Consider the following 22,757-nt stretch of genomic DNA (forward strand, 5'->3'; position numbering starts at 1 on the left):
AAGGCGAGCTGTTGTCGCGCTGGTGAAAATCCTCGCGCGGTGGTCACGGCGCGCCTGCGGTCTTGACGCTGGCGGGGGCGGTTGCGACACGCGGTTCCGATAAGATCGACGGGAGAACGCCATGATCCGCCGCCGCAGCCTTGCCGCCCTGCCGCTGATGGCGCTCGCCGCGCCCGCCCTGCACTCCCAGGCGCGGGCCCAGGGCGCCGGCCCCATCCGGCTGATCGTCCCCGCCCCGCCCGGCGGCCCCACGGATATCCTGGCGCGCGTCACCGGCGAAAAGGCGGCCGCGGCGCTCGGCCAGCCGGTGGTGGTGGACAATCGCGCCGGCGCCGGCGGCGTGATCGGGGCGGAGGCCGCGAGCCGCGCCCCGCCGGATGGGCTGACGCTGATCCTCGGCCACAACCAGACCCATGCCTCGAACCAGGCGATGATGGCGCGCCTGCCCTACCACGTGGTGGACAGCTTCACCCCGGTCGCCAAGCTGGCGACGGTGCATCACGCGACCGTGGTGCCGGCCAATTCCCGTGCCCGCACCATGGCGGAGCTGATGGAGATGGGGCGCAATGGCGGGCAGCTGAGCTACGCCTCCTCCCAGGCCGGATCGGCCAGCCATGTGATCTCGGAGACGCTGGTCCGGCGCGCCGGGATGACTGCGACGCATGTCCCCTATCGCGGCGCGGCGCCGGCGGCCACCGACACCATGGCGGGGGTGGTGGATTTCTACACCTCCACCTTCCCCACCGTGGCCGGACTGGTGCGGGAGGGGCGGCTGCGCGCGCTGCAGATCGGCGCCCCGGCGCGGCTGGCGGATTTCCCGGATGTGCCGACCGCGGCCGAGGCCGGCGTGCCCTACATGGCGGTGGACGCCTGGTTCGGCCTGTTCGCCCCGGCCGGCCTGCCGGCGGCGGCGGCGGAGCGCCTGGCCCAGGCCTTCCTGGGCGCGCTGCAGGATGCGGAGGCGCAGCGCCGCCTGGCCGCCGCCGCCTTCACGCTGGATCCGCAGGGCCCCGCCGCCTTCGCCGCCTTCCAGCGGGCGGAGGTCGCGCGCTGGGCGGAGATGATCGACCTGACCGGCGTGAAGCTGGAAGGCTGAGCCGCGGTGCGGCTGGACGTCGCCATCATCGGCGGCGGCCAGGCTGGGCTGGCGGCCGGCTATTTCCTGCGCCGCACCGCCCTCAGCTTCGCCATCCTGGACGATGGCGCGGCGCCGGGCGGGGCCTGGGCGCATGGCTGGGATTCGCTGACGCTGTTCTCCCCGGCCGCGCAATCCTCGCTGCCCGGCTGGGCCATGCCGCCGCCGCCGGGCGGGGGCTACCCCACACGGGACCAGGTGCTGGCCTACCTGGCCGCCTATGAGGCGCGCTACACCCTGCCGGTGCGCCGGCCGGTCCGCGTCACGGCCGTGCAGCGGGGGGCGGAGGGGCTGTGGCTGGAGGGCGCGGGCCTGTTCGCCCGCGCCGTGATCAGCGCCACCGGCACCTGGCGCCAGCCTTTCATCCCCGCGATTCCCGGCCGCGCCCTGTTCCGCGGCCTGCAACTTCATTCCGCCCAGTATCGCCGGCCGGAAGCGCTGGCGGGCCGGCGCGTGCTGGTGGTGGGGGGCGGCAATTCGGGCGCGCAGATCCTGGCGGAGTTGTCCCGCCATGCCGCCGTCACCTGGGTGACGGAGCGCCCGCCGGTCTTCCTGCCCGACGATATCGATGGCGCCGTGCTGTTCGAACGCGCCACGGCCCGCTGGCAGGCGCAGCGGGAGGGGCGGGCGCCGCCGGAGGCGCTGGGCGGCCTCGGCAGCATCGTCGCCGTGCCGGCGGTGCGAGAGGCGCGGGCCCGCGGCGTCTATGCCCGCCACCTGCCGCCCTTCGCGCGGCTGGAGGAGGATGCGGCCATCTGGGCGGATGGCACGCGCATCCCGGCCGATGCGATCCTGTGGTGCACGGGCTTCCGCCCGGCGCTGGCGCATCTGGCGCCGCTCGGCCTGTTCGACGCGGCGGGCCATGTGGCGGTGGCGGAGGACGGGCAGGCGCTGGCGGAGAAGCGGCTGTTCCTGCTGGGCTATGGCGACTGGACGGGCATGGCCTCCGCCACCCTGGCCGGGGTGACGCGGGCGGCGCGGAGCGCGGTGCAGGGGGTGGCGCGGCTGCTGGGCTGACCCGCTGGTTTCATCGAAGCGTCACGCCGCGCTCGCCGATATTTCGATAATACCGGAAGCATGGATAGCGAACAGGCGGCCGCCGGCTTCACCGCCCTCGGCCAAGGCACCAGGCTGGAGCTGATGCGCGCGCTGCTGGCGGCCGGGCCTTCGGGCCTGCCGGCTGGCGAGATCGGCACGCGGCTCGGCGTGCCGGCCTCCACCCTGTCCTTCCACCTGCGGGCGCTGGAACAGGCGGGGCTGGTGGCGGCGACGCGGCAGGGCCGCAGCCTGGTCTATGCCGCGCAGGTCGCCCGGCTGCGCGGGCTGGTCGCCTTCCTGGCGGAGGCCTGCTGCGGCGGGCAGCCGGCGCTCTGCGGCGACCTGCACCGATTGTTCGAGACGGAGACCCCTTCGATGGACGCGCCACGTTTCAACGTGCTGTTCCTCTGCACGCGCAATTCCGCCCGCTCGATCATGGCGGAGGCGATCCTGAACCGGATCGGGGAGGGCCGCTTCCGCGCCTTCTCCGCCGGCTCCGAGCCTTCGCCGGAAGGTCCGCTGCCGGAGGTGCTGAGCCAGCTCAAGGCGCTCGGCCATGATGTCTCCGCGCTGCGGTCGAAGTCCTGGGACGACTTCACCGGGCCGGGCGCGCCGCGCATGGATTTCGTCATCGCGCTGTGCGACACGCTGGCCGGCCAAGCCTGCCCGGATTTCGGCGACACGGCGCTGACCGCCGCCTGGCCGCTGCCGGATCCGGCGAAATTCGCCGGCAGCGCGGCGGAACGCGCGACGCTGCTGAACGAGCTTTATGCCGCCCTGCAACGCCGCCTCGGCATCTTCACCAGCCTGCGCTTCACCACGCTGAGCCGCATGGCGCTGCAGGCGCGGCTGGATGAGCTGGCGACCTCACAGGGCTTTGCGCGCGCATGAGGGTCGGCATCAGCGGCATGGGCCGCATCGGGCGGCTGGCGCTGCGCGCAGCCTTCGGGGCGGCGGACCGCCAGGCGGAGGATCCGCGCGCCGGCAACCGGCTGGACGTGGTGCATCTGAACGAGATCAAGGGCGGCACCGCCGCCTGCGCGCATCTGCTGGAATTCGACACGGTGCAGGGCCGCTGGCGCGGCGGCATCGCGGCGGAGGGCGATGGCGCGATCCGTATCGGCGACCGGCGCCTGGGCTTTTCCGAACATGCAAGGCCTGGTGAGATCCCGTGGGGCGATCTCGGCGTGGATGTGGTGCTGGAATGCACCGGCAAATTCCTGACGCCGGAGGTGCTGCAGGGCCATCTGGCGCGCGGCGCGAAGCGGGTGATCGTCGCCGCGCCGGTGAAGTTCGACAGCGTGCTGAACGTGGTGGTCGGCGTGAACGAGCATCTCTACGATCCGGCACGCCACCCGATCGTCACCGCGGCCTCCTGCACCACCAATTGCCTCGCCCCGGTGGTGAAGGTGGTGCATGAGGCGATCGGCATCCGGCACGGCCAGATCACCACCATCCACGACCCGACCAACACCAATGTCGTGGTCGATGCGCCGCACAAGGATCTGCGCCGCGCGCGGTCCGCCATGCTGTCGCTGCAGCCGACGACGACGGGCAGCGCCACCGCCATCGCGCTGATTTACCCTGAGCTGAAGGGCAAGCTGAACGGCCATGCGGTGCGCGCGCCGGTGCTGAATGCCTCCCTGACCGATTGCGTGTTCGAGATGCGGCGGGAGACGAGCGCGGAGGAGGTGAACGCGCTGTTCCGCGACGCCGCCGCCGGGCCGCTCGCCGGCATCCTGGGCTATGAGGCACGGCCGCTGGTCTCGGCCGATTATGCGCGGGATACGCGCAGCGCCGTCATCGATGCGCCGAGCACACTGGTGACGGATGGCACGCTGCTGAAGGTCTATGCCTGGTACGACAATGAGATGGGCTATGCCTGCCGCATGGTGGACCTGGCCTGCCACATGGCACGGGTGGGGCTGTGAGCAGCGCGGTCGCCGGCAGCGGCTCGGGCACGCGCAACTACGCCATCGTCACCGCCGCCTATTGGGGCTTCACGCTGACCGATGGCGCGCTGCGGATGCTGGTGCTGCTGCATTTCTTCCGCCTGGGCTATTCGCCCTTCACGCTGGCCTTCCTGTTCCTGCTGTATGAGGCGGCGGGGATCGGCGCGAACCTGGCGGGCGGATGGCTGGCGGTGCGCTTCGGCATCGCGCGGATGCTGGCGGTGGGGCTGGCCACGCAGATCGCGGGCTTCCTGATGCTGTCGGCCCTGTCGCCGGATTGGGCGGCGGCGACCTCCGTCGCCTGGGTGGTGTTGGCGCAGGGTGTGTGTGGCGTCGCGAAGGACGTGACGAAGACGGCCAGCAAATCGGCCATCAAGATGACGGCGGGCGCGGCTTCCGGCCGGCTGTTCCGCTGGGTGGCGTTCTTCACCGGCAGCAAGAACGCGATGAAGGGCTTCGGCTTCTTCCTGGGCGGCGTGCTGCTGGAAGTGGCCGGCTTCCGCGGCGCGCTGTGGCTGATGGCGGCGGGGCTCGGGGTGGTGCTGGCCGCCGTGCTGCTGTCCCTGCCGCCGCTGATGGGGCGCGCCAAGCCCTCGCGCAATGCGCGGGAATTCCTCGGCAAGAGCCGCGGCGTGAACCTGCTGGCGGCGGCGCGGGTCTTCCTGTTCGGCGCGCGGGATGTGTGGTTCGTCGTCGGGCTGCCGGTGTTCCTCTATGCGGCGGGGTGGAGCTTCGCCATGGTCGGCGGCTTCCTGGCGCTGTGGACCATCGGCTACGGGCTGGTGCAGGCGGCAGCGCCCGGGCTGGTGCGGCGCAGCCCGGATGGGCTTTCGGCGGAGGTGCCGGCGGCGCGGCTGTGGTCCCTGCTACTGGCGCTGCTGCCCATCGGCCTGGCCGTCGCGCTGGCGGCCGATGTGCCGCGGCCGGACCTGGTGGTGGTGGCGGGGCTGGCGCTGTTCGGCTTCGTCTTCGCGGTGAATTCCTCGGTCCATTCCTACCTGGTGCTGGCCTATGCGGGGTCGGAGAAGGCGGCGGAGGATGTGGGCTTCTACTATGCCGCCAATGCCGCCGGGCGCTTCGGCGGCACGCTGCTGTCCGGCCTGCTCTATGGGCTGGGCGGAATCACGGCCTGCCTGGCCGGCTCGGCCCTGATGCTGCTGGCCTGCTGGGCGCTGACCACGGCGCTGCCGGTGGCGCGGGAGGCGCGCTGAGAGACCGTTTGAGAATGCTCCCGGCTGAGGGACCGCAGGCGATTTTTCGTCCCTGCAAGGGGGGCGGTGCGGTCGATGCTGGTTGCATCGGCAAGCCGCCCAACGCGGCAGGGGCGGAAAAGCGCCGCGGAACCGACCCGTCCGGCATTCTCAAACGGTCTCTGAGGCCGCCCTACCCGCCCAGGCGCCGCAGGAAGGCGCCATGGACGAAGCCATCGGGCACCGCATCCCCCTGCAGGTCCACCAGGCGCCAATCCCCCTCCTCCCGCAGCACGCGCAGGCGCGATCCGGGGGCCAGCTTGCCGAGCACCGCGAAGCCCGTGCCCGGGCCGCCGCGCAGGTTCAGATTGTCCCGCGCAGAGACCTCGAACTGCCCAAGATCATTCTCCGCCAGCGTGCCGGACCCGGCGGCGCCGCCCAGGTGCTGGAAGCGCGCCAGCGGGAAGGCCGGGCCGGGATCCTGCTTGCGGCGGGGGGCGATATCGTCATGGCCCACCACCTCCTGGATACTGGGATAGGCGGCGCGGATCGCTTCCGTCAGCGCCGCCACGGCCTTGAGCTGCGCTTCGGGATAGGCCTCCCAGCCCATGCTCGGGCCGCCATTCTTGTGCGCGGCGACCACCACCTCTCCCTCCGGCAGCGGCCGGGCCAGGCCGCTGCGGGTCCAGCCGCCAGCCTCGCGGCGGTCGAACCAGCCGAGATTGGCGATCTCGATGCCGATGGAACAGGTGTTCAGCCCGTCATGCCCCCTCCAATAGGAGGGGCCGGCGTGATAGGCGAGCCGGTCGCAGGGGACCGTCTGGATCACCGCGCCATCCCGATCGACGAAGAAATGCGCCGAAAGGCCGCGGTCGCGGATCGCGCGCACCGAATTCAGCGCAGAGCCGCCGGCGGTATAGTGCATGACCAGGAAGCGCGGGGTGATCGGGCCGCCACAATGCGGCGTCGCGTCGAAGGGCGCCTCCGCCAGGCGATGATTCTCGATACGCATGGACGAGGTTCCCTCCGATGCGGGCCGGGCCTGCGATTCACAGCCCCGGCACAGCGCCGGGCGGCCGATCGCGCGTTAGGAACATTATCCATATTCGGTGCGAATTGCAACCAAAACGTGTGGTGGGTTAACGGCCGGGCCGGAGCGCCTCAGGCCTTCTTCTCCCAGCCCCGCGCGCCCTGCTGCCAATAGGTCAGGGCATGGCCGGCGGCCTTCGCCGCCTTCCAGCGGCCGCGCGCAGCCGCCACCGCCTCCGCATCCCCGCCATCGAACAGGTCCAGCACGCGGTCGAAGGCCTCGAGATGCGCGCCCGCGGTATTCTCCAGCAGGAACAGGAAGCGCGCGCCATTCGGCGCCCCCTCCGGCCCCGTATCCTCGGTCGTCAGCCAGATCGGCTGCAATTGCGGATGCCCCGTGCGCGGCGAGCCATGCGGCAGCCAGTCCGGGTCCTGGCAGGTCCAGAGCGCGGCATCCAGCGCCTCCAGCCGCGCCGGCTCCGCCAGCCGCACCATGGCGCGGCCACCACCCGACAGCACCCGGCCGAGCAGCTTGGGCAGCGCCTGTTCCAGCGGCGTGCGGGTCAGGTGGTAGAAGCCGTAATCGGCCATCAGGGGCGCCCTCCCGGCGGCTCGGGCGGCTCCTCATACTGCGCCGCCACCAGGCGATCCAGCAGCCGCGCGCCGAAGCCGGTGGCACCCGCCGGGCCCAGCGCATGCGGCTTCGCCTGCGTCTCCACCCCCGCGATATCCAGATGCGCCCAAGGCGCTTCGCCCACAAAAGATTCCAGAAACGCCGCCGCATGGCTCGCATCCGGCTGCCGCCCGGTGCCGGCCGGCATGCATTGCCGGAGATCGGCGATGTCGGAGCGCAGGTCCGCCCGGTGCCCCTCCCCGATCGGCATCGGCCACAAACGCTCCCCCACCTCCTCCCCCGCCGCGGCCAGGGCCGAGAGCAGCGCCGCATCGCGCCCGAACAACCCCGCCCGGTGATGCCCCAGCGCCGTGACGATGGCGCCCGTCAGCGTCGCCAGGTCCACCACCGCCCGCGGCCGATACCGCGTCACCGCATGATGCAACGCATCGGCCAGCACCAGCCGCCCCTCCGCATCCGTATCCACCACCTCCACCGTCCGGCCCGAGGCCATGCGCAACACATCGCCTGGACGATAGGAGCCCGCGCCCGTCGCATTCTCCGCGATCGCCAGCACCGCCACCGCCGGCGCCGGGGAATGCCGCAAGGCCAAGGCCAGCATCGCACCCGCACAGGCCGCGGCGCCGGCCATGTCCGCGCGCATCGCCTCCATCCCCCTGGCCGGCTTGATGGAAATGCCGCCCGTATCGAACACCAGCCCCTTGCCCACGAAAACCACCGGCGGCGCATCGAAACTGCCGCGCCAGCGCAGCACGGCCAGCCGCGGCGGATGCTCCGACCCACCCCCCACCGCCAGCAAGCCGCCAAACCCCGCCCGCGCCAGCCGCTTGCGGCCCCAGACATCCACATGAATCCCGAACTCGGCCAGCCCCTCCAGCCGCTTCGCGAAAGCCCGCGTCGTCAAATGATTGGCCGGCTCCGCCACCAGGTCTCGCGCGAAAAGACACCCCCGCACCGCCGGCAAGGCCGCCTCCCAGGCCAGACGACAGGCCGCCGGGTCATCGACCACCAGCGTCACCCGCTCCAGCCCCGCCTCCCCACCAGCCGCCCGAAACCCGGCAAACCGCCAGGCCCGCAACACCATCCCCGCCGCAAAGGCCGCAACATCCCGCGGAGCCACCCCCTCCGCCCCCACCACCGCCGCAACAACCGACTCCAACCGCCCCACCAGCGCCGCCCCCGCCTCCTCCCAGGCCAGCCGCCCCCCCCCAGGCGGCGCCACCACAGGCTGCACACCTGGATCGACGGGTGGGCGCTTGAAACGGAGCTTCAGCATGAGGGTCGCGCGCGTGATTGCAGGGGGACGCTGTCCCCCTGCACCCCCTGCCAAAGGGACAGTGGTCCCTTTGGAAACCCGTTAAGGGGTGGGAAGGAGGAGGGGCATGGCGGGCGCGCGGACGAAGCGGGCGTGCAGGCCCCTCCTCCTTCCCACCCCTCATCCATGGGTTCGAAGGGGCCACTGCCCCTTCGCGGGAGGGGTGCGGGGAGGGCAGCGCCCTCCCCGCGAACCACCCGCGCCACCCTCACGGCTCAGGCCTCGTCCCAATCCGCCACCAGCCGGTCGAGGAGTCGCACGCCGTAGGCGGTGGCGCCTTTGGGGGTGGTGGGGTGGTCTTTGTTGGTCCAGGCGGTGCCGGCGATGTCCAGGTGGGCCCAGGGCATGGGGCCGTTCTTGGTGTTGATGAAGCGTTGGATGAATTGTGCGGCGGTGACGGCGCCGGCGGGGCGGCCGCCGACGTTCTTCATGTCGGCGATGTCGGAGCGGATGGCTTTGTCGTAGGCCTCGCCGAGGGGCATGCGCCAGGCGCCTTCGCCGGTGAGGTTCGCGGCGGCGAGGATGCGTTGCGCCAGGGCGTCGTCGTTGGAGAAGAGGCCGGCGTGTTCGTGGCCGAGTGCGACGATGATGGCGCCGGTGAGGGTCGCCAGGTCGATCATGCAGCGGGGTTCGAAACGTTCCTGGCAGTACCAGAGCACGTCGGCGAGGACGAGGCGGCCTTCGGCGTCGGTGTTGATCACTTCGATGGTCTGGCCGGAGTAGGATTTCACCACGTCGCCCGGGCGTTGGGCGGTGCCGGAGGGCATGTTCTCGACCAGGCCGATGAGGCCCACGGCGTCCACCTTGGCCTTGCGGCCGGCGAGGGCTGCCATGAGGCCGACGACGGTGCCGGCGCCGGCCATGTCCCACTTCATGTCTTCCATGCCGCCGGCGGGCTTGATGGAGATGCCGCCGGTGTCGAAGGTGACGCCCTTGCCAATGAAGGCGAGCGGCTTGCTGGCCTTTTTCGCTTTCGGCGCGCCCTTCCATTGCATGACGACCAGGCGCGGTTCCACGGCGCTGCCCTGGGCCACGCCGAGCAGGGCGCCGAAGCCCAGGCGCTTCATTTCCTTGGGGCCAAGGATTTCCACTTCGACGCCAAGCTTTTCGAGGGATTTGCAGCGGTCGGCGAATTCGACCGGGTGCAGGATGTTGGGCGGTTCGCTGACCAGTTCGCGGGTGAGGAAGACGCCGTCGGCCACCGCGCGCATGGGCGAGAAGGCCTGCTTGGCGGCGGTGGTGTCGCTGGTGGCGAAGGCGAGGCGTTCGAGCTTCGGCTTGTCCTCCTCCTTCTCCTTCGTGCGGTAGCGGTCGAAGCGCCAGGATCGCAGCAGCGCGCCCATGGCCAGCGAAGCGGCCAGGCTGGGCGAGAGGGTATCGGCGGCGATGGTGGCTTCGCGGTCCTGCGCCAAGGCGGGGATCATGCTGCCGCCGGCGGCCTCGGCCGCGAGCGGGGTGAGGTCGCCGGGCTTGCCGAGGCCGATGGCGAGCACCTTGGTGAGGCTGCCGCCGGGCGCCCCCAGGGGAAGAAAGAGGGTGGTGGACTGGCCCTTGCGGCCCTTGAAGCCGGCGGCCTCCAGCGCGCGGGACAGGGCGCCGCCGGTCGCGGCATCGGCCTCGGCGGCCAGGCCGGACCAGGGAGGGCCCTCGGCTTCGGGAAGCGGCAGCACCAGGGTGCCGGAGCGCGGCAGGGTGGGCTTCGCGAAGGCGATATCGGGCATGGTGGCTCCGTTCCGGCGTTTCTGGCGGGCAGCGTATCATCGCTGTGTCACCGTGACAGCGCCACCGGCGCGGCGCTAATGCCCCGGCATGGATGAGGATGACCTGCTGGCGCTGGCGGTGCGCCTGGCCGGGGCGGCGGCGGCGGCGATCATGGCCGTGCGCGCGGCCGGCTTCGTGGTGGAGCGCAAGCGCGACCATTCGCCGGTGACGGTGGCCGACCGGATCGCCGAGGCGCTGATCGTCGAGGGCCTGCGGAACGCCGCGCCGGGCATTCCGGTGGTGGCGGAGGAGGCGCATGAGGCGAGCGCGGTGGCGGTGCCGCAGGGCCGCTTCTGGCTGGTCGATCCCCTGGACGGCACGCGGGATTTTGCCAATGGGCTGGACGGCCATTCGGTGAATATCGGGCTGGTGGAGGGCGGTCGGCCGGTGCTCGGCGCGGTGGCCCTGCCGGCATTTGAAGAGGTGTTTTCGGGGATTGTGGGGCGCGGCGCCTGGAAGCTGGCGGGGGGCGAGCGGCGGCCGATCGCGGCGCGGCCGCTGGCGCGCGACCCGGTGGCGATGGTCAGCCGGCAGCACGGGCGCGATCAGCGAATCGCGGATTTTCTCGCGGCGCGGGGCGTGGCGGAGGTCCGGCCGCTGGGGTCCGCCGCAAAGCTGTGCCGGGTGGCGGAGGGGGTGGCGGATCTCTATCCGCGCCGCGGTCCCACCATGGAATGGGACACGGCGGCGCCGGAGGCGGTGCTGCTGGCCGCCGGCGGGCGCATGGCGGATTGGGACGGGGTGCCGCTGCGCTATGGCAAGCCGGGCTGGCGCAATCCGGGATTCCTGGCGGAGGGGCGGGCATGACGCGGGTGCTGACTGATCCGGCGGAGGCGGCCGCGCTGCTCCGGGCGGGGGAACTCGTCGCCTTCCCCAGCGAGACGGTCTATGGCCTGGGCGCCGATGCCTGGAACGGCCGCGCGGTGGCCTCGGTGTTTGAGGCCAAGGGCCGCCCCCATTTCAACCCGCTGATCTGCCATTTTGCCAGTGCCGAGGCGGCGTTTGCCGAGGTGGTGGCGGATCCCCGCGCGCAGGCATTGGCGGAAAGATTCTGGCCGGGGCCGCTGACCCTGGTGCTGCCGCGGCGGACGTCCTGCCGGGTGGACCTGCTGGCCGGCGCCGGGTTGGAGACGCTGGCGGTGCGGGTGCCGGCGCATCCGGTGGCGCTGGCCATGCTGCGGGAGGCCGGGCGGCCGATCGCCGGGCCCTCCGCCAACCGCTCCGGCCAGGTCAGCCCGACCAGCGTGGCGCATGTGCTGGCGGGGCTTTCGGGGCGCATCGCGGCGGTGCTGCAGGGCGGCGATTGCGCCGTGGGGGTGGAGAGCACGGTGCTCGACCTGACCGGATCCGGTGCGGTGCTGTTGCGCCCCGGCGGCGTGCCGGCGGCGGCGATCGAGGCGGTGATCGGCCGCGTCGGACGCCCCGTGCCGCTGTCCGCCGCGGAGGCCACGCGCAGCCTGCGCAGCCCCGGGATGCTGCTGTCCCATTATGCGCCCAGCCTGCCGCTGCGGCTGGCGGCGGATAGGGTCGGCGCGGATGAGGCACTGCTGGCCTTCGGCCCGGCGCCACTGCCGGGGGCGGGCGCGCTGTGGAACCTCTCGCCCTCCGGAAATGTGGCGGAAGCGGCGGCGCGGCTGTTTTCCGGCCTGCGCTGGCTGGATGCGGAGGGGCAGCGCCTGGGGCTGCGCGGCATCGCGGCCATGCCCGTGCCGGCGGAGGGGCTGGGGGAGGCGATCCAGGATCGCCTGGCCCGCGCGGCGGCGCCGCGGGGATAGCGGCGGGAGGCGGGCGGGGTCAGCCTTCGGCCGGGGGGCCGGGCCGCGGGCTGGCGACCGTTGGCGTCTCGCCGCCCAGCGCCTGTTCCAGCAGCGCCGTCATGCGTGCCGCGAGCTCGGCCTCGGTCTCGGAGGACCAGCTGCCCGCCTGCGCGGCTTCCGCCTGCGCGGCGAGCAGCAGGTTGAGCATCTGGCCGCTGAGGCTGCCGGGAATGGGCGGTAGCCCGGTCGGCTGGGTCAGGTCCCAATCGGCGGCGCCGGCCAAGGCGACGGTGGGGGCTTCGTGACCGGGGGCGCTGAGGTCAGGACGCGCGGCCACAGCCGCCATTTCGGCAGCGGGGCGGAGGTCGCGGCGTCGAGCCAGCCGGGCAAGACCGGCTGGTCCTGACATCTCCATTCTGGAGGCTCCCGTGTTGGACGCGGGCTGTGGCGGGCCTGGGACAGGGTCCAGCCGCGGTCGCAAACTGCGCCTGGGAGACTAGCGAACCGTTAACGCGGGATCGGAAGACATCACGATCCCGCGATGAAGCGCGCCGCGCCCTATTGCCAGAGACCCTTGGCCGCCAGCCAGTCCTGCACCAGCTGCGCCACCTGGTCGCCGTTGCGGTCCATCATGACCATGTGGCTGTTGCCGCGGATGCCCCGCTCCGGCAGGTCCACCACATCGACGCTGCCGCCGGCGGCGCGCACGGCTTCCGCGAATCGCACCCCATTGCCGCGGATGGTCGGCCAGCGGCTGTCCTGGGCGATGTAGTCGCCATAGACCATCAGCACCGGGATGTTGCGCAGCGCCGCCACCTTGGCGATGTCGCCCACCGCCGCCGGCTCGATCAGCACCAAAGCGCGCACCTTGTCCGGGCGTTCCTGCGCGGCGCGCCAGCCGAACAGGCCCGCCTGGCTATGCGCCATGACGACGGAGGGGCCGACGCGGTCGAGCAGCGCCAGATAGGCCTCCAGCGTCAGCGCATCCGTGGTGGTGAAGCGCGGCACCACCTGGCGGACGAAGTTCAGGTAGCTCTCGCGGTCGGCCGGGAACTGGTTGCCCGGCAGCACCTCGCCGCGCTGGTAGCTGCCCTGGCCGGCGCCGATGCGGAATCGTTCGAAGGGATTGTCCAGGGTCAGCAGCACGGGCTGGCCGCCGGTCTGTTCCGGGATCATGGTCCAGCCGGCGCGGCCGCGCTCCACGGCGTCGGAGACATAGGTGGGCCAGCCGCGGCGCAGGAAGAAGTTCTGCCAGCCCTCGCGGCCATCCGGCGTGGTTTCCCAGGTCACGCCGGTCAGCCCGCCGCCATGCCACATCAGCAGCGGCACCTGGCCGCGGGGGGAAGCGGGGATCATGTACTGGGCATACATGCCGCCCATCAGGTAGGTGCCGTTCGGATCGACGCGGGCGGGCACGCCGCCGGGGGTGAACAGCACCTCCCGCACCGGCTGGCCGGAGATCACCACCTCCCGCCCCCCGACATGGAAGCTGCCCCAGCTCTGCAGGGAAACCGGCGGCTGGGTGGTGGTGGCGGGCTGCGCGCGGGCCGGCAGGCTCGGCCCGGCCATGACGGCGGCCAGCGCCATGGCGAGGATGGTTTTGTGCATGGTCTCACTCCCCTTCGGTCCCGATCGTGCCGGGTCGGGGGAGTGGATCATGCAGCGGCGCGGATCGCTATCTGCCGCGGCGGCATGGCTGCCACCGCGGCATGCTGGAGCGGCCCGTCTCAGTCCACCGTGATGCCGGCCTGGCGCACCACCGTCGCCCAGCGCTCGCGCTCCCACTTGATCAGCGCGGCGAAGCCGGGGCCGTCGAGGGTGGAGGGCTCGGCGCCCTCGTCCCGCAGGCGGCGCACCACATCGGGGTTGGAGAGCGCGGCGCGCATCGAGGCGAAGATATGCGCGCGGATCGGCTCCGGCGTCTCCTTCGGCGCCAGGATGCCGTACCAGGCGGTGGCCTTGTAGCCGGGGATGGTCTCCGCCACCGTCGGGATGTTCGGGAACAGCGTCATGCGCGTATCGCCGGTCACCGCCAGCGGCCGCACCGCATTGCTGTTCATCAGCCCGACCACGGAAGGCAGGGTGGTGACCATGAAGTGCAGGTGGCCGGCGACCACGTCGGTCAGCGCCGGCGCCGCGCCGCGGAAAGGCACGTGTTCCGCCTGCAGCCCCGCCATCTGCAGCATCAGCGCCGCCGCCAGGTGGCTGGCGGAGCCGTTGGAGGCACTGGCGTAGTTCAGGTTGCCACGGCCAGCGCGCAGTTCCTGCAGCAGTTCCGGCAGGGTGGTGGCCTTGGAGGCCGGGCCCACCACGACGATCAGCGGCGCATCCGCGACCAGGCCGATCGGCTCCAGCGCCGTCTCCGGGTTCACCCGCATGTTGCGGAACAGGGAGACGTTCACGCTCATCGGGCCATGGTTGCCCATCAGCAGCGTGTAGCCATCGGGGCGCGCGCTCGCCACGGCCTCGGTCGCGATATTGCCGCCGGCGCCGGGGCGGTTCTCCACCACCATCTGCTGCCCGAGGCTCGGCGTCATGGCGGAGGCGAGGGTGCGGGCGATCAGGTCGGTGCCGCCGCCCGGCGCGAAGGCCAGCAGCAGGCGGACCGGACGGCTGGGATAGGCCTCCTGCGCCTGCACGCCGCCGCCGGCGGCGATCAGCGGGGTGGCCATGCTGGTGGCAAGCAGCGTGCGGCGGGTGAACATGTTCTGGGTGTCCGTGTAAGGCTGCGGGCTATTTGCAACCTCCGAAGGACCTGGGCAACCACGGTGTGGGGGCTGCCCGGCGGAAAGGCGCGGGAGGCGGGGCTTGATCCCGGCCGCCGCGCGGGCTTGCCTGCCGGGATGGACCGACCCAGGCCGACCGTCGCGGAGCTTTTCCTCACCTACCTCAAGATCGGGCTGGTCGGCTTCGGCGGGGTGAACGCCTGGGCGCGGCGCGTGCTGGTCGAGGAGCGGCGCTGGGTGACGGAGCAGGAATATGCCGAGGTGCTGGGCCTCGGCCAGGTGCTGCCCGGCCCCAATGCGCTGAACGTGGCGGTGCAGCTCGGCGAGCGGTTCCGCGGCGGCTGGGGGGCGCTGGCCGCCAGCACCGGCCTGTTCGGCGGGCCGCTGGTGGTGCTGCTGGGGCTCGCCATGCTGCACGATGCCTATGGCGAGGTGCCGCTGGTGAAGGCGGTGCTGGCCGGCACCGCGGCGGCGGCGGCGGGGATGATCCTGGGCACCGCCGCCAAGATCACCGAAAAGCTGCGCCCGGCCTGGCCGATCCTGGCGGTGGGCATCGCGGCGCTGCTGGGCGGCGCGGTGCTGCGGCTGCCCTTGCCCTGGATCGTGCTCGGCCTCGCGCCCTTCGGCATCCTGGCCGCCTGGTGGACGGACAAGGCGCGGCCATGAGCGAGGACAGCGGCGTACTCGGCCAGCTGGCGCTGGGTTTTCTCGCCATCTCGCTGATCGCGGTGGGCGGCGGCATCGCGGTGGTGCCGGAGATGAACCGGCTGGTGGTGGATGTTCATGGCTGGATGAGCGATGCGCGCTTCGCCCAGCTTTTCGCGCTCGCCCAGGCGGCGCCCGGGCCCAATGTGCTGGTGGTGGGGCTGATCGGCTGGCATGTGGGCGGCCTCGCCGGGATGCTGGTGGCCACCCTGGCGATGACCGGCCCGGCCGGGCTGCTGGCCTTCGGCTTCTCCCGCATGCGCTCGCGGCTGGCCGGCGCCCGCTGGCTGCGGGTGACGGAGCGGGGCATGGTGCCGGTGGCGGTCGGCCTCATCTTCTCCTCCGGCGTCATCCTGACCCAGGCGGCGGCGGTGAACTGGCTGGCGCTGGCGGTCTCGGTGGGGTCCACGATCTTCGTCTGGCGCTCCAACCGGTCCCCGCTCTGGGTGCTGGCGGTGGGCGCGCTGATCGGCGCGATTTTCCTGTAGCGGGTGATCCTGTAGGACTGCGCGATGCCTGACACACTGAACGCCCCCCTCGCCACCCCGCCCGGCCTGCTCGAGGCGCTGGCCGAGCTGCTCGGCCCGCGCGGCATGCTGACGGCGCCGGAGGATCTGGCGCCGCATCTGTCCGACTGGCGGGCGCTGTATCGGGGCGCCACGCCCTGCGTGCTGCGGCCGGCGGAAACGGCGGAACTCGCCGCCGCCGTGAAGCTGTGCGCCGCGGCCGGGGTGCCGATGGTGCCCCAGGGGGGCAATACCTCCATGGTCGGCGGGGCGACGCCGGATGAATCCGGTCGGCAGATCGTGGTCAGCCTGTCCCGGCTGAACCGCATCCGCGCCCTCGACCCGGTGGACCTGACCATGACGGCGGAAGCCGGCGTGGTGCTGAAGCTGGCGCAGAACGCCGCCGCCGAGGCCGGCTGCCTGTTTCCCCTCAGCCTGGGCGCCGAGGGCACCGCCACCATCGGCGGCGTGCTGTCCACCAATGCCGGCGGCAATACCACCGTGCGCTACGGCAATGCGCGGGAGCTGATGCTGGGGCTGGAGGTGGTGCTGCCGGATGGGCAGGTCTGGGATGGGCTGCGCCGGCTGCGCAAGGACAATACCGGCTATGCGCTGCGCCACCTGTTCGTGGGCGCGGAGGGCACGCTGGGCTTCATCACCGCCGCCACGCTGCGCATGTTTCCCCGCCCACGCGATACGGCCCTGGCCTTCTGCGCCGTGGCGGATACGGATGCCGCCCTGGCCCTGTTCCGCCGCTTCCGCGACCGGGACGAAAGCGCGGTGCGCGCCTTCGAATACATGTCCGGCGCCGGCGTCGATTTCTGCCTGAAGCACATCGAGGGGGTGACCCTGCCGGTGGAGACGCGGGCCGAGCATTATGTCCTGGTCGACCTTGCCTCCCCCCGCCCCGATGCGGGCCTGCGCGAGATGGCCGAGACCCTGCTGGGCGAGGCGATGGAGGCCGGCGAGGTGCTGGACGCGGTCCTCGCCGAATCCGAGGCCCAGGCCCAGAAATTGTGGAAGATCCGGGAGGAGCATCCCGAGGCGCAGAAGCGCGAGGGCGCCTCCGTGAAGAACGACGTCTCCGTCCCCGTCTCCCGCGTGCCGGAGATGATCCGACGCTGTTCCGAGGAATTGACGAAACTGATCCCGGGCAGCCGGCCGGTGCCCTTCGGCCATATCGGCGACGGCAATATCCACATGAACCTGGAACAGCCGGAGGGGATGGACCCCGCCGCCTTCCTGGCCCGCAGCCACGACATCATGGATTGCGTGAATGCCGTGGTGCGGGAGATGGACGGGTCCTTCAGCGCCGAACACGGCATCGGCCGGCTGAAGACGGACATGATGCCCGAATGGCGCGGCGGCGCGGAGCTGGACACCATGCGCCGCATCAAGGCGGCGCTGGACCCCTGGGGCCTGATGAACCCGGGCAAGGTCTTTTTCTGAAGCCCTGGCTCGCCCTGCTGCTGCTGGCCGGCTGCGGCGCGCCGTCCCCGCCGGCGGCGCCACGCCCGGCCGATCCGGCACTCGCCGCCGCCACCTCCGTGGCGCAGCTGCGGTCCGGCGAATCGGCGCGCTGCCTGGCCACCGGCGGCGCCGTGCATGTGGGCGGCGGCCGCTTCGTGACGGCGGCGCATGTCGTGGATGGCTCCGCCCAGCGGCTGCGCGGGGTCTGCCCGCAAGGCGCCGGGCCCTTGGTGCTGGGCATCGCCGGCAGCCCCGCCCCGGCCCGGCTGCTGGCGGCCGGCCAGGACCGGATCGACCGCGGCATCGGCCAGCGCTACCTGGACGGGGAGGATGTGGCGCTGCTGCGCCCGGTCGGGGCCTTCCCCAGCCTCGGCGCCGCCCGGCTTTGCGCCGGACTGCCGCAGCCGGGGCAGCCGGCCCTGCTGGTCACGCCGCAGCGGGCCATCCGCACCCGGCTGCTGCCCCCGGTGGCCGACCCCGACCCGCGCTTCGGCGCCTATCTGGAGATCCCCGAGACCCTGCTGCCCGGCGAATCCGGCGGCGCGGTCTTCGAATCGGCCTCCGGCTGCCTGGCCGGCCTGGTCAGCCATCGGGACGAGCCGGAGCGGGCCGGGTCCGGGCCGGCGCGCACCCGGCTGGTGCCGGCGCCGGTGATCGCCCGCTTCCTCGGCCGGGTGCCCCAAGGGGTGCCGCAAGGGGTGCACCTTGGGGTCACCGCACCGTGAGCGCCTGCCCGGCGCCACCCCCGCCGCTGGCGGGCGCTTTGCAGCCCGCCCCCTCCGGCTGGTAGAAGGGGCCGGATGACACGGATCGACCGCTACATCCTGCGCCAGCTCACGGCCGCGCTGCTGGCCGTGACCTTCGGCCTGGCGGCGCTCGTCTGGCTGACCCAGTCGCTGCGCTTCATCGAGCTGGTGCTGGACCGCGGCCTGTCGCTGGCCGTTTTCGTCCAGCTCACGGGCCTGATGCTGCCGGGCTTCATCGCGGTGATCCTGCCGATCACCACCTTCGTCGTGGTGCTGTTCGTCTATGTGCGGATGAACACGGACCGGGAGCTGGTGGTGATGCGCGCCGCCGGCCTGTCGCAGCTCCGCCTCGGCCGTCCGGCGCTGCTGCTGGCCATGGCCTCGGTGGCCATCGGCTATGCGCTGAACCTCTGGCTGGTGCCGATGTCGCACACCGCCTTCCGCATCTGGCAATACGAGATCCGCAACGAAATGGCCGCGATCCTGGTGCAGGAGGGGGTGTTTTCCTCGGTCGGCGGCGACCTGACCGTCTATGCCAGGCTGCGCGACCGGGACGGCACGCTGCGCGGCATCCTGGTGCATGACGCGCGGGAGGCCGGCGCGCCGGCCACCATCCTGGCCGAGGTCGGCCGCATCACCAACGGCCCCTATGGGCCGCGCGTCACCCTGCAGAACGGCGTGCGCCAGCAGCTGGAACGGGTGCCGCCGCCGTCGGGATCCCCGCCCGGCACGCCGCCCACCATGCGGCTGTCGGTCCTCAGCTTCCAGGAGAACAGCGTCGACCTGGCCCGCGCCACGCGGCAGGAGGAGGTGCGTTTCCGAGACTCGCGGGAGCGCAGCGTGGTGGAGCTGCTGCACCCGGACCCGGCGGAACAGCTTCGCCCGCGGGAGCTGGCGCGCTTTGTGGGGGAGGCGCATCAGCGCCTGTCCTCCCCCCTCACCGCCCTCACCTTCGCTTTGGTCGGCATGGCGGTGGCGCTGACCGGCCAGTTCCGTCGGCATGGCGGCGGGCTGCGGCTGGCGATCGGCGTCGGGCTGGTGGTCGGGCTGCTGGCGATGGGGCTGACCATCGGCAACCTGGCGACCCGCGACAATGCCTTCGTCTGGCTGATCTGGGCGCATGCCACCCTGCCCGGCGTGGTCGCCGCCTGGTGGCTGTTCGGCGCCCCCGGCCTGCCGCGCTTCCGCCCCGCCCCCCTCCAGCCTTCCTGATCCCGCATGGTCCTCACCCCCACGCTGACCGGCTATGTGGCGCGCGGCTTCCTGCTGGCGACGCTGCTGGTGATGGCCGCGCTGACCGGGCTGGTCGCGCTGTTCGATTTCATCGAGCTGCTGCGCCGCGCCGCCACCCGCCCCGGGGTCGGCTTCTCCATCCCGCTGGAGATCGCGGCCATGCGGCTGCCCTTCGTGGCGCTGCAGATCCTGCCCTTCGCCATCCTGCTGGGCGGCATCATCGCCTTCTGGCGGCTGACGCGGTCCTCCGAGCTGATCGTGGCGCGCGCCGCCGGCATTTCCGCCTGGGGCTTCCTGACCGGGCCGCTGGTGGTGGCCGTGCTGCTGGGCATGCTGGGCACCTTCGGCATCTCGCCGATCTCCTCCGCCCTGCTGGCGCGGGCGGAGCGGCTGGATATGAGCTTCCTGCGCACCGGCGGCGGCCTGTCCTCGCTGGCGGGCGGGCGGCTCTGGCTGCGGCAGGCGGACCGGGCGCTGGACCCGCAGGGGGTGGCCATCATCTCCGGCCGGCCGGTCGCGATGCGCGACGGCACCGATCCGCTGCCGCGCGGCCCGCGCTTCGAGCTGCAGGAGGTGACCATCTGGCGCCTGTCCGGCGATGACCGGCCGCTGGCCCGGCTGGAGGCGCCGCGCGCCCGGCTCATCAACGGCGCCTGGGTGATGGAGGATGCGGTAAGCTTTGGCGCCGACCGGCTTGCCGGCCCGCCGCAGCGCGTCAGCCTGCCGACCGAGCTGACGCCCGACCGCATCCAGGACAGCTTCGCCTCGCCGGAGACCTTGGATTTCTGGGCCCTGCCCCGCTTCATCGCGGTGCTGGAGGAGGCGGGCTTTTCCGCCGTGCGCCACCGCATCCAGTTCCAGTCGCTGCTGGCCCTGCCGGTGCTGGCGCTGGGTATGGCCCTGCTTGCCGCCGGCTTCTCCATGCGCCAGACCCGCAGGGGCGGGGTGGCGCAGATGATCGGCGGCGGAGTCGCGGCCGGATTCGCGCTGTTCGTGCTGGACAGGGTGAGCAACGAGATGGGCGAGGCGGGGTCCCTGCCGGTGCTGCTGGCGGCCTGGGCACCCGCCCTGGCCGGCCTGCTGCTGGCGCTGGCGCTGCTGCTGCACCTGGAGGATGGCTGATGCCCGGACCCGCGCCATCGGGCCGTGTGCCCCAACGGCCATCCGGCCGTGTGCCCCAGCGGCCATCCGGCCGCGCGCCCAAGCTGCCGCCGCCGATCCGGCCCGTACTGCGGCCGGCGTCCCCGCACCTGCCGGCGGATCCGGTGCTTCCGGCGCCGCGCCCGGACCGGCTGCGCTTCGCCGGGCTGCTGGCGCTGACCGCCTTCGGCCTGCTGCTGGCCCCCAACGGGCCCGGCGCCCAACAGGGTAGCCCACCCAGTAGCCCCCAGGGGCTGATGGGCATCGGCAACCGCGGCGCCAATGACGGGCCGGTGACCTTCACGGCGGACGAGGTCGAATACGACCAGACCGAGAACCGGGTGACCGCCCGCGGCCGGGTGGAGGCCTGGCAGGGCGACCGCGTGCTGCGCGCCGATGAATTCACCTATGACCGCGACACCGGGGTCGCCACCGCCACCGGCAATGTCGCGCTGATCGAGCCCGATGGGCAGACGCTGTTCGCCGATCGGGTGGAGCTGACCGATGGCATGCGCGATGCGGCCATCGAGGGTATCCGCGGGCTGCTCGCCTCCAATGCAAGGGTGGCGGCGGCCGGCGGGCGGCGCACCGGCGGCACCGTCACCGACCTGGCGCGCGTGGTCTATTCCTCCTGCGACCTCTGCGCCGAGGATCCGACCCGCCCGCCGCTGTGGCAGCTGCGCGCCCGCATCGCGACGCTGGACAGCGTGGAACAGCGGGTGCGCTACCGGGATGCCTCGGTGCAGTTCGGCGGCGTGCCGCTGCTCTATGCGCCCTATTTCAGCCATGCCTCGCCGGATGCGCCGCGCGCCTCGGGCTTCCTCTCGCCGACGCTGGGGCAGACCCGCTTCCTCGGCGGCTTCATGGAGCTGCCCTACTACTGGGCGATCGACGAAAGCTCCGACGCGACCATCAGCGTCACCGCCTCCACCGACCAGCTGCCGAATCTGGGCGGCGCCTATCGGCGGCGCTTCAACAATGGCGAGGTGGCCTTCGAGGGCTCGATCGGCAATCTGGATGGCACCGATGCGGATGGCATCGGCGGGCATATCTTCTCCCAGGGCCGCTTCACGCTGGACGAGAACTGGCGCGCCGGCTTCGCGCTGAACCGCGCCTCCTCCCGCGAATATCTCCAGGCCTGGCGCTATGGCGCGCCGCGCGTGCTGACCACCACAGCCTATGCCGAGGGGTTCTGGGGCGCCGAGGGCTATGCGCGGATCGATACGCTGCTCTACCAGGGGCTGGATGCGGCCAATTCGACGGATCTGACGCCCTTCGTGCTGCCGCGCGGCTATGCCGACTACGTCTTCCCCAATGACAGTCTGGGCGGCCGCTTCACCGTCGATGCCTCCGCCTTCAGCCTGTTCCGCGCCAGCGGCACGGATACGCGGCGGATCGCCAGCCGCGCCACCTACGAATTGCCGCTGGTGGGCGACCTCGGCGATATCTGGACCTTCCGGACCCATGCCGATGTGGTGGGCGGCTGGGTCGATGGCCTGGCCCTGGCGCCGACCTTCGGCAATGCCGGCGGCGACGGCTTCTATGGCCGCGGCAATATCCGCACCGCCGTCGACTGGCGCATGCCCTTCCTGCGCAGCGCCGGCGAATACGGGTCCCAGATCATCGAGCCGCGGGTGCAGCTGGTCACCGGCCCGGCCACGGGCGCGCAGCTGCGCTTCCCGAACGAGGACAGCCTGGATTTCGAATTCACCGACGCCAACCTGTTCAGCCTGAACCGCTACCCCGGCCGCGATCGCTTCGAGGGCGGCACCCGGGCCGATGCGGCGCTGCGCGGCGCCTGGCTGTTCCCGAATGGCGGGCAGCTGGAGGGCCTGGCCGGGCGCTCCGTCCGCCTGGCGACGGATGAGACCTTCGCCGATGGCTCGGGCCTCGAGAACCGGTCCTCGGACTGGGTCGGGCGGGTGCGGCTGGCCCCTGTCCCCTGGCTGGAGCTGCTCGGCCGCGGCCGGCTGGACAAGGACACCGGGGAGGGCCGGCTGTGGGACGGCACCGCCACCTTCTTCGGCGGGCCCTTCAGCCTGTCCGGCGGCTACCTGCTGACCAATCCGGCACCCAATGTGACGACCCGGAAGCGGGAGGAATTCTCGCTCGGCGGGACCTTCCGGATCAACGAGAACTGGCGCGTCGGCCTGTTCGGCCGCTACGACATCGGCCTGGACCGGCCGGTGGCCGCCCAGGCTTCCGCCACCTATGAGGATGAGTGCTTCATCTTCGAGACGCGCTTCGTGCGCAGCTGGGCGGAGGATCCGACGACGCGGGCCGATTACACCGGCGGCACGCTGCTGCTGTTCCGCGTCGGGCTGAAGACGATCGGCGATTTCGGGCTGCGCGCGCTGTGACGGCCCGGCCCGCCCCCTTGCCTGCCCCCTGGCCTGCCAAGCTGTCGTAGATGGGCCGGG

General features: G+C 72.2%; 21 protein-coding genes. 14 read left to right on the forward strand and 7 right to left on the reverse strand.

The window, feature by feature from the left end:
• The first annotated feature begins 121 nt into the window (after window positions 1–121).
• From J3S20_RS14785 to arsJ, 5 genes are read left to right on the forward strand one after another with little or no spacing between them, the layout of a single operon-like run.
• Window positions 122–1,096, forward strand: coding sequence for a Bug family tripartite tricarboxylate transporter substrate binding protein (locus tag J3S20_RS14785; protein WP_216837262.1), 975 nt, complete (start codon window positions 122–124; stop codon window positions 1,094–1,096).
• Between the two features lie 6 nt (window positions 1,097–1,102).
• Entirely contained in the window at window positions 1,103–2,152 is a 1,050-nt protein-coding gene (locus J3S20_RS14790; RefSeq protein WP_216837263.1) for an ArsO family NAD(P)H-dependent flavin-containing monooxygenase, read from the forward strand.
• Window positions 2,153–2,212: 60 nt separating this feature from the next.
• A complete protein-coding gene (locus J3S20_RS14795; protein ID WP_216837264.1) occupies window positions 2,213–3,064 on the forward strand; it encodes a metalloregulator ArsR/SmtB family transcription factor in 852 nt (283 codons plus the stop codon).
• Window positions 3,061–4,104: an ArsJ-associated glyceraldehyde-3-phosphate dehydrogenase gene (locus J3S20_RS14800; protein ID WP_216837265.1), complete on the forward strand. Its 1,044-nt coding sequence runs from the start codon at window positions 3,061–3,063 to the stop codon at window positions 4,102–4,104. Before J3S20_RS14795 ends, J3S20_RS14800 begins: the two co-directional genes overlap by 4 nt.
• Window positions 4,101–5,336, forward strand: a complete 1,236-nt coding sequence (gene arsJ / locus J3S20_RS14805) for an organoarsenical effux MFS transporter ArsJ (protein ID WP_216837266.1) — start codon at window positions 4,101–4,103, stop codon at window positions 5,334–5,336. Before J3S20_RS14800 ends, arsJ begins: the two co-directional genes overlap by 4 nt.
• A 172-nt stretch (window positions 5,337–5,508) precedes the next feature.
• Here the strand turns inward: arsJ and J3S20_RS14810 are convergent, their stop codons facing one another.
• The 4 genes from J3S20_RS14810 to J3S20_RS14825 form a co-directional block, all read right to left on the reverse strand.
• On the reverse strand, window positions 5,509–6,327 hold the full coding sequence (locus J3S20_RS14810; RefSeq protein WP_216837267.1) for an N-acetylmuramoyl-L-alanine amidase: 819 nt from the start codon (window positions 6,325–6,327) through the stop codon (window positions 5,509–5,511).
• 149 nt (window positions 6,328–6,476) lie between these two features.
• Window positions 6,477–6,935 (reverse strand): DNA polymerase III subunit chi, encoded by a 459-nt coding sequence (locus tag J3S20_RS14815; protein WP_216837268.1) that lies wholly within the window; start codon window positions 6,933–6,935, stop codon window positions 6,477–6,479.
• Window positions 6,935–8,254 (reverse strand): leucyl aminopeptidase family protein, encoded by a 1,320-nt coding sequence (locus J3S20_RS14820; protein ID WP_216837269.1) that lies wholly within the window; start codon window positions 8,252–8,254, stop codon window positions 6,935–6,937. The genes J3S20_RS14815 and J3S20_RS14820 overlap by 1 nt, the downstream gene beginning before the upstream one ends.
• A 254-nt stretch (window positions 8,255–8,508) precedes the next feature.
• Window positions 8,509–10,014 carry a leucyl aminopeptidase gene (locus J3S20_RS14825; protein WP_216837270.1) on the reverse strand — a complete coding sequence of 502 codons (1,506 nt, stop codon included), beginning with the start codon at window positions 10,012–10,014 and terminating at the stop codon, window positions 8,509–8,511.
• 88 nt (window positions 10,015–10,102) lie between these two features.
• Between J3S20_RS14825 and cysQ the strand changes: the two genes are divergently transcribed.
• Window positions 10,103–10,861, forward strand: coding sequence for a 3'(2'),5'-bisphosphate nucleotidase CysQ (gene cysQ / locus J3S20_RS14830; RefSeq protein ID WP_216837271.1), 759 nt, complete (start codon window positions 10,103–10,105; stop codon window positions 10,859–10,861).
• Window positions 10,858–11,829 carry an L-threonylcarbamoyladenylate synthase gene (locus J3S20_RS14835; protein WP_216837272.1) on the forward strand — a complete coding sequence of 324 codons (972 nt, stop codon included), beginning with the start codon at window positions 10,858–10,860 and terminating at the stop codon, window positions 11,827–11,829. The genes cysQ and J3S20_RS14835 overlap by 4 nt, the downstream gene beginning before the upstream one ends.
• A gap of 19 nt (window positions 11,830–11,848) precedes the next feature.
• Here J3S20_RS14835 and J3S20_RS14840 read toward each other — a convergent pair whose 3' ends face one another.
• The 3 genes from J3S20_RS14840 to J3S20_RS14850 all read right to left on the reverse strand — a co-directional run bounded on the left by J3S20_RS14840 (window position 11,849) and on the right by J3S20_RS14850 (window position 14,516).
• Window positions 11,849–12,148, reverse strand: coding sequence for a hypothetical protein (locus J3S20_RS14840; RefSeq protein WP_216837273.1), 300 nt, complete (start codon window positions 12,146–12,148; stop codon window positions 11,849–11,851).
• Window positions 12,149–12,369: 221 nt separating this feature from the next.
• Window positions 12,370–13,419 carry an alpha/beta hydrolase family protein gene (locus J3S20_RS14845; RefSeq protein WP_246602838.1) on the reverse strand — a complete coding sequence of 350 codons (1,050 nt, stop codon included), beginning with the start codon at window positions 13,417–13,419 and terminating at the stop codon, window positions 12,370–12,372.
• 119 nt (window positions 13,420–13,538) lie between these two features.
• On the reverse strand, window positions 13,539–14,516 hold the full coding sequence (locus tag J3S20_RS14850) for a Bug family tripartite tricarboxylate transporter substrate binding protein (protein ID WP_216837274.1): 978 nt from the start codon (window positions 14,514–14,516) through the stop codon (window positions 13,539–13,541).
• A 138-nt stretch (window positions 14,517–14,654) separates the two neighbouring features.
• On the opposite strand from J3S20_RS14850, the gene J3S20_RS14855 reads away from it, so the two are divergent.
• The 7 genes from J3S20_RS14855 to J3S20_RS14885 all read left to right on the forward strand — a co-directional run bounded on the left by J3S20_RS14855 (window position 14,655) and on the right by J3S20_RS14885 (window position 22,697).
• Window positions 14,655–15,203: a chromate transporter gene (locus J3S20_RS14855; protein ID WP_216837275.1), complete on the forward strand. Its 549-nt coding sequence runs from the start codon at window positions 14,655–14,657 to the stop codon at window positions 15,201–15,203.
• Window positions 15,200–15,730: a chromate transporter gene (locus J3S20_RS14860; RefSeq protein ID WP_216837276.1), complete on the forward strand. Its 531-nt coding sequence runs from the start codon at window positions 15,200–15,202 to the stop codon at window positions 15,728–15,730. Before J3S20_RS14855 ends, J3S20_RS14860 begins: the two co-directional genes overlap by 4 nt.
• 24 nt (window positions 15,731–15,754) lie before the next feature.
• Window positions 15,755–17,197 (forward strand): FAD-binding oxidoreductase, encoded by a 1,443-nt coding sequence (locus J3S20_RS14865; RefSeq protein ID WP_216837277.1) that lies wholly within the window; start codon window positions 15,755–15,757, stop codon window positions 17,195–17,197.
• Window positions 17,198–17,295: 98 nt separating this feature from the next.
• Window positions 17,296–17,943: a hypothetical protein gene (locus tag J3S20_RS14870; RefSeq protein ID WP_216837278.1), complete on the forward strand. Its 648-nt coding sequence runs from the start codon at window positions 17,296–17,298 to the stop codon at window positions 17,941–17,943.
• A gap of 75 nt (window positions 17,944–18,018) precedes the next feature.
• Complete coding sequence (gene lptF / locus J3S20_RS14875) at window positions 18,019–19,176, forward strand: LPS export ABC transporter permease LptF (RefSeq protein ID WP_216837279.1); 1,158 nt, start codon at window positions 18,019–18,021, stop codon at window positions 19,174–19,176.
• Window positions 19,177–19,182: 6 nt separating this feature from the next.
• Entirely contained in the window at window positions 19,183–20,319 is a 1,137-nt protein-coding gene (lptG, locus tag J3S20_RS14880; RefSeq protein ID WP_216837280.1) for an LPS export ABC transporter permease LptG, read from the forward strand.
• A gap of 143 nt (window positions 20,320–20,462) precedes the next feature.
• Window positions 20,463–22,697, forward strand: coding sequence for an LPS-assembly protein LptD (locus tag J3S20_RS14885; RefSeq protein WP_343215227.1), 2,235 nt, complete (start codon window positions 20,463–20,465; stop codon window positions 22,695–22,697).
• The last annotated feature ends 60 nt before the right edge of the window (window positions 22,698–22,757 follow it).

This window comes from Falsiroseomonas tokyonensis, from assembly GCF_019024325.1.
Taxonomy (GTDB): domain Bacteria; phylum Pseudomonadota; class Alphaproteobacteria; order Acetobacterales; family Acetobacteraceae; genus Falsiroseomonas; species Falsiroseomonas tokyonensis.

Excerpts from the sequence above, each read along its gene's own strand:
- J3S20_RS14820 (WP_216837269.1), bottom strand. The coding sequence starts at position 8,254 with ATGCTGAAGCTCCGTTTCAAGCGCCCACCCGTCGATCCAGGTGTGCAG.
- J3S20_RS14850 (WP_216837274.1), bottom strand. The coding sequence starts at position 14,516 with ATGTTCACCCGCCGCACGCTGCTTGCCACCAGCATGGCCACCCCGCTG.
- J3S20_RS14855 (WP_216837275.1), top strand. The coding sequence starts at position 14,655 with ATGGACCGACCCAGGCCGACCGTCGCGGAGCTTTTCCTCACCTACCTC.
- J3S20_RS14825 (WP_216837270.1), bottom strand. The coding sequence starts at position 10,014 with ATGCCCGATATCGCCTTCGCGAAGCCCACCCTGCCGCGCTCCGGCACC.
- J3S20_RS14795 (WP_216837264.1), top strand. The coding sequence starts at position 2,213 with ATGGATAGCGAACAGGCGGCCGCCGGCTTCACCGCCCTCGGCCAAGGC.
- J3S20_RS14865 (WP_216837277.1), top strand. The coding sequence starts at position 15,755 with ATGCCTGACACACTGAACGCCCCCCTCGCCACCCCGCCCGGCCTGCTC.
- J3S20_RS14835 (WP_216837272.1), top strand. The coding sequence starts at position 10,858 with ATGACGCGGGTGCTGACTGATCCGGCGGAGGCGGCCGCGCTGCTCCGG.
- cysQ (WP_216837271.1), top strand. The coding sequence starts at position 10,103 with ATGGATGAGGATGACCTGCTGGCGCTGGCGGTGCGCCTGGCCGGGGCG.
- J3S20_RS14815 (WP_216837268.1), bottom strand. The coding sequence starts at position 6,935 with ATGGCCGATTACGGCTTCTACCACCTGACCCGCACGCCGCTGGAACAG.
- lptF (WP_216837279.1), top strand. The coding sequence starts at position 18,019 with ATGACACGGATCGACCGCTACATCCTGCGCCAGCTCACGGCCGCGCTG.
- J3S20_RS14860 (WP_216837276.1), top strand. The coding sequence starts at position 15,200 with ATGAGCGAGGACAGCGGCGTACTCGGCCAGCTGGCGCTGGGTTTTCTC.
- lptG (WP_216837280.1), top strand. The coding sequence starts at position 19,183 with ATGGTCCTCACCCCCACGCTGACCGGCTATGTGGCGCGCGGCTTCCTG.
- J3S20_RS14785 (WP_216837262.1), top strand. The coding sequence starts at position 122 with ATGATCCGCCGCCGCAGCCTTGCCGCCCTGCCGCTGATGGCGCTCGCC.
- J3S20_RS14800 (WP_216837265.1), top strand. The coding sequence starts at position 3,061 with ATGAGGGTCGGCATCAGCGGCATGGGCCGCATCGGGCGGCTGGCGCTG.
- J3S20_RS14845 (WP_246602838.1), bottom strand. The coding sequence starts at position 13,419 with ATGCACAAAACCATCCTCGCCATGGCGCTGGCCGCCGTCATGGCCGGG.
- J3S20_RS14810 (WP_216837267.1), bottom strand. The coding sequence starts at position 6,327 with ATGCGTATCGAGAATCATCGCCTGGCGGAGGCGCCCTTCGACGCGACG.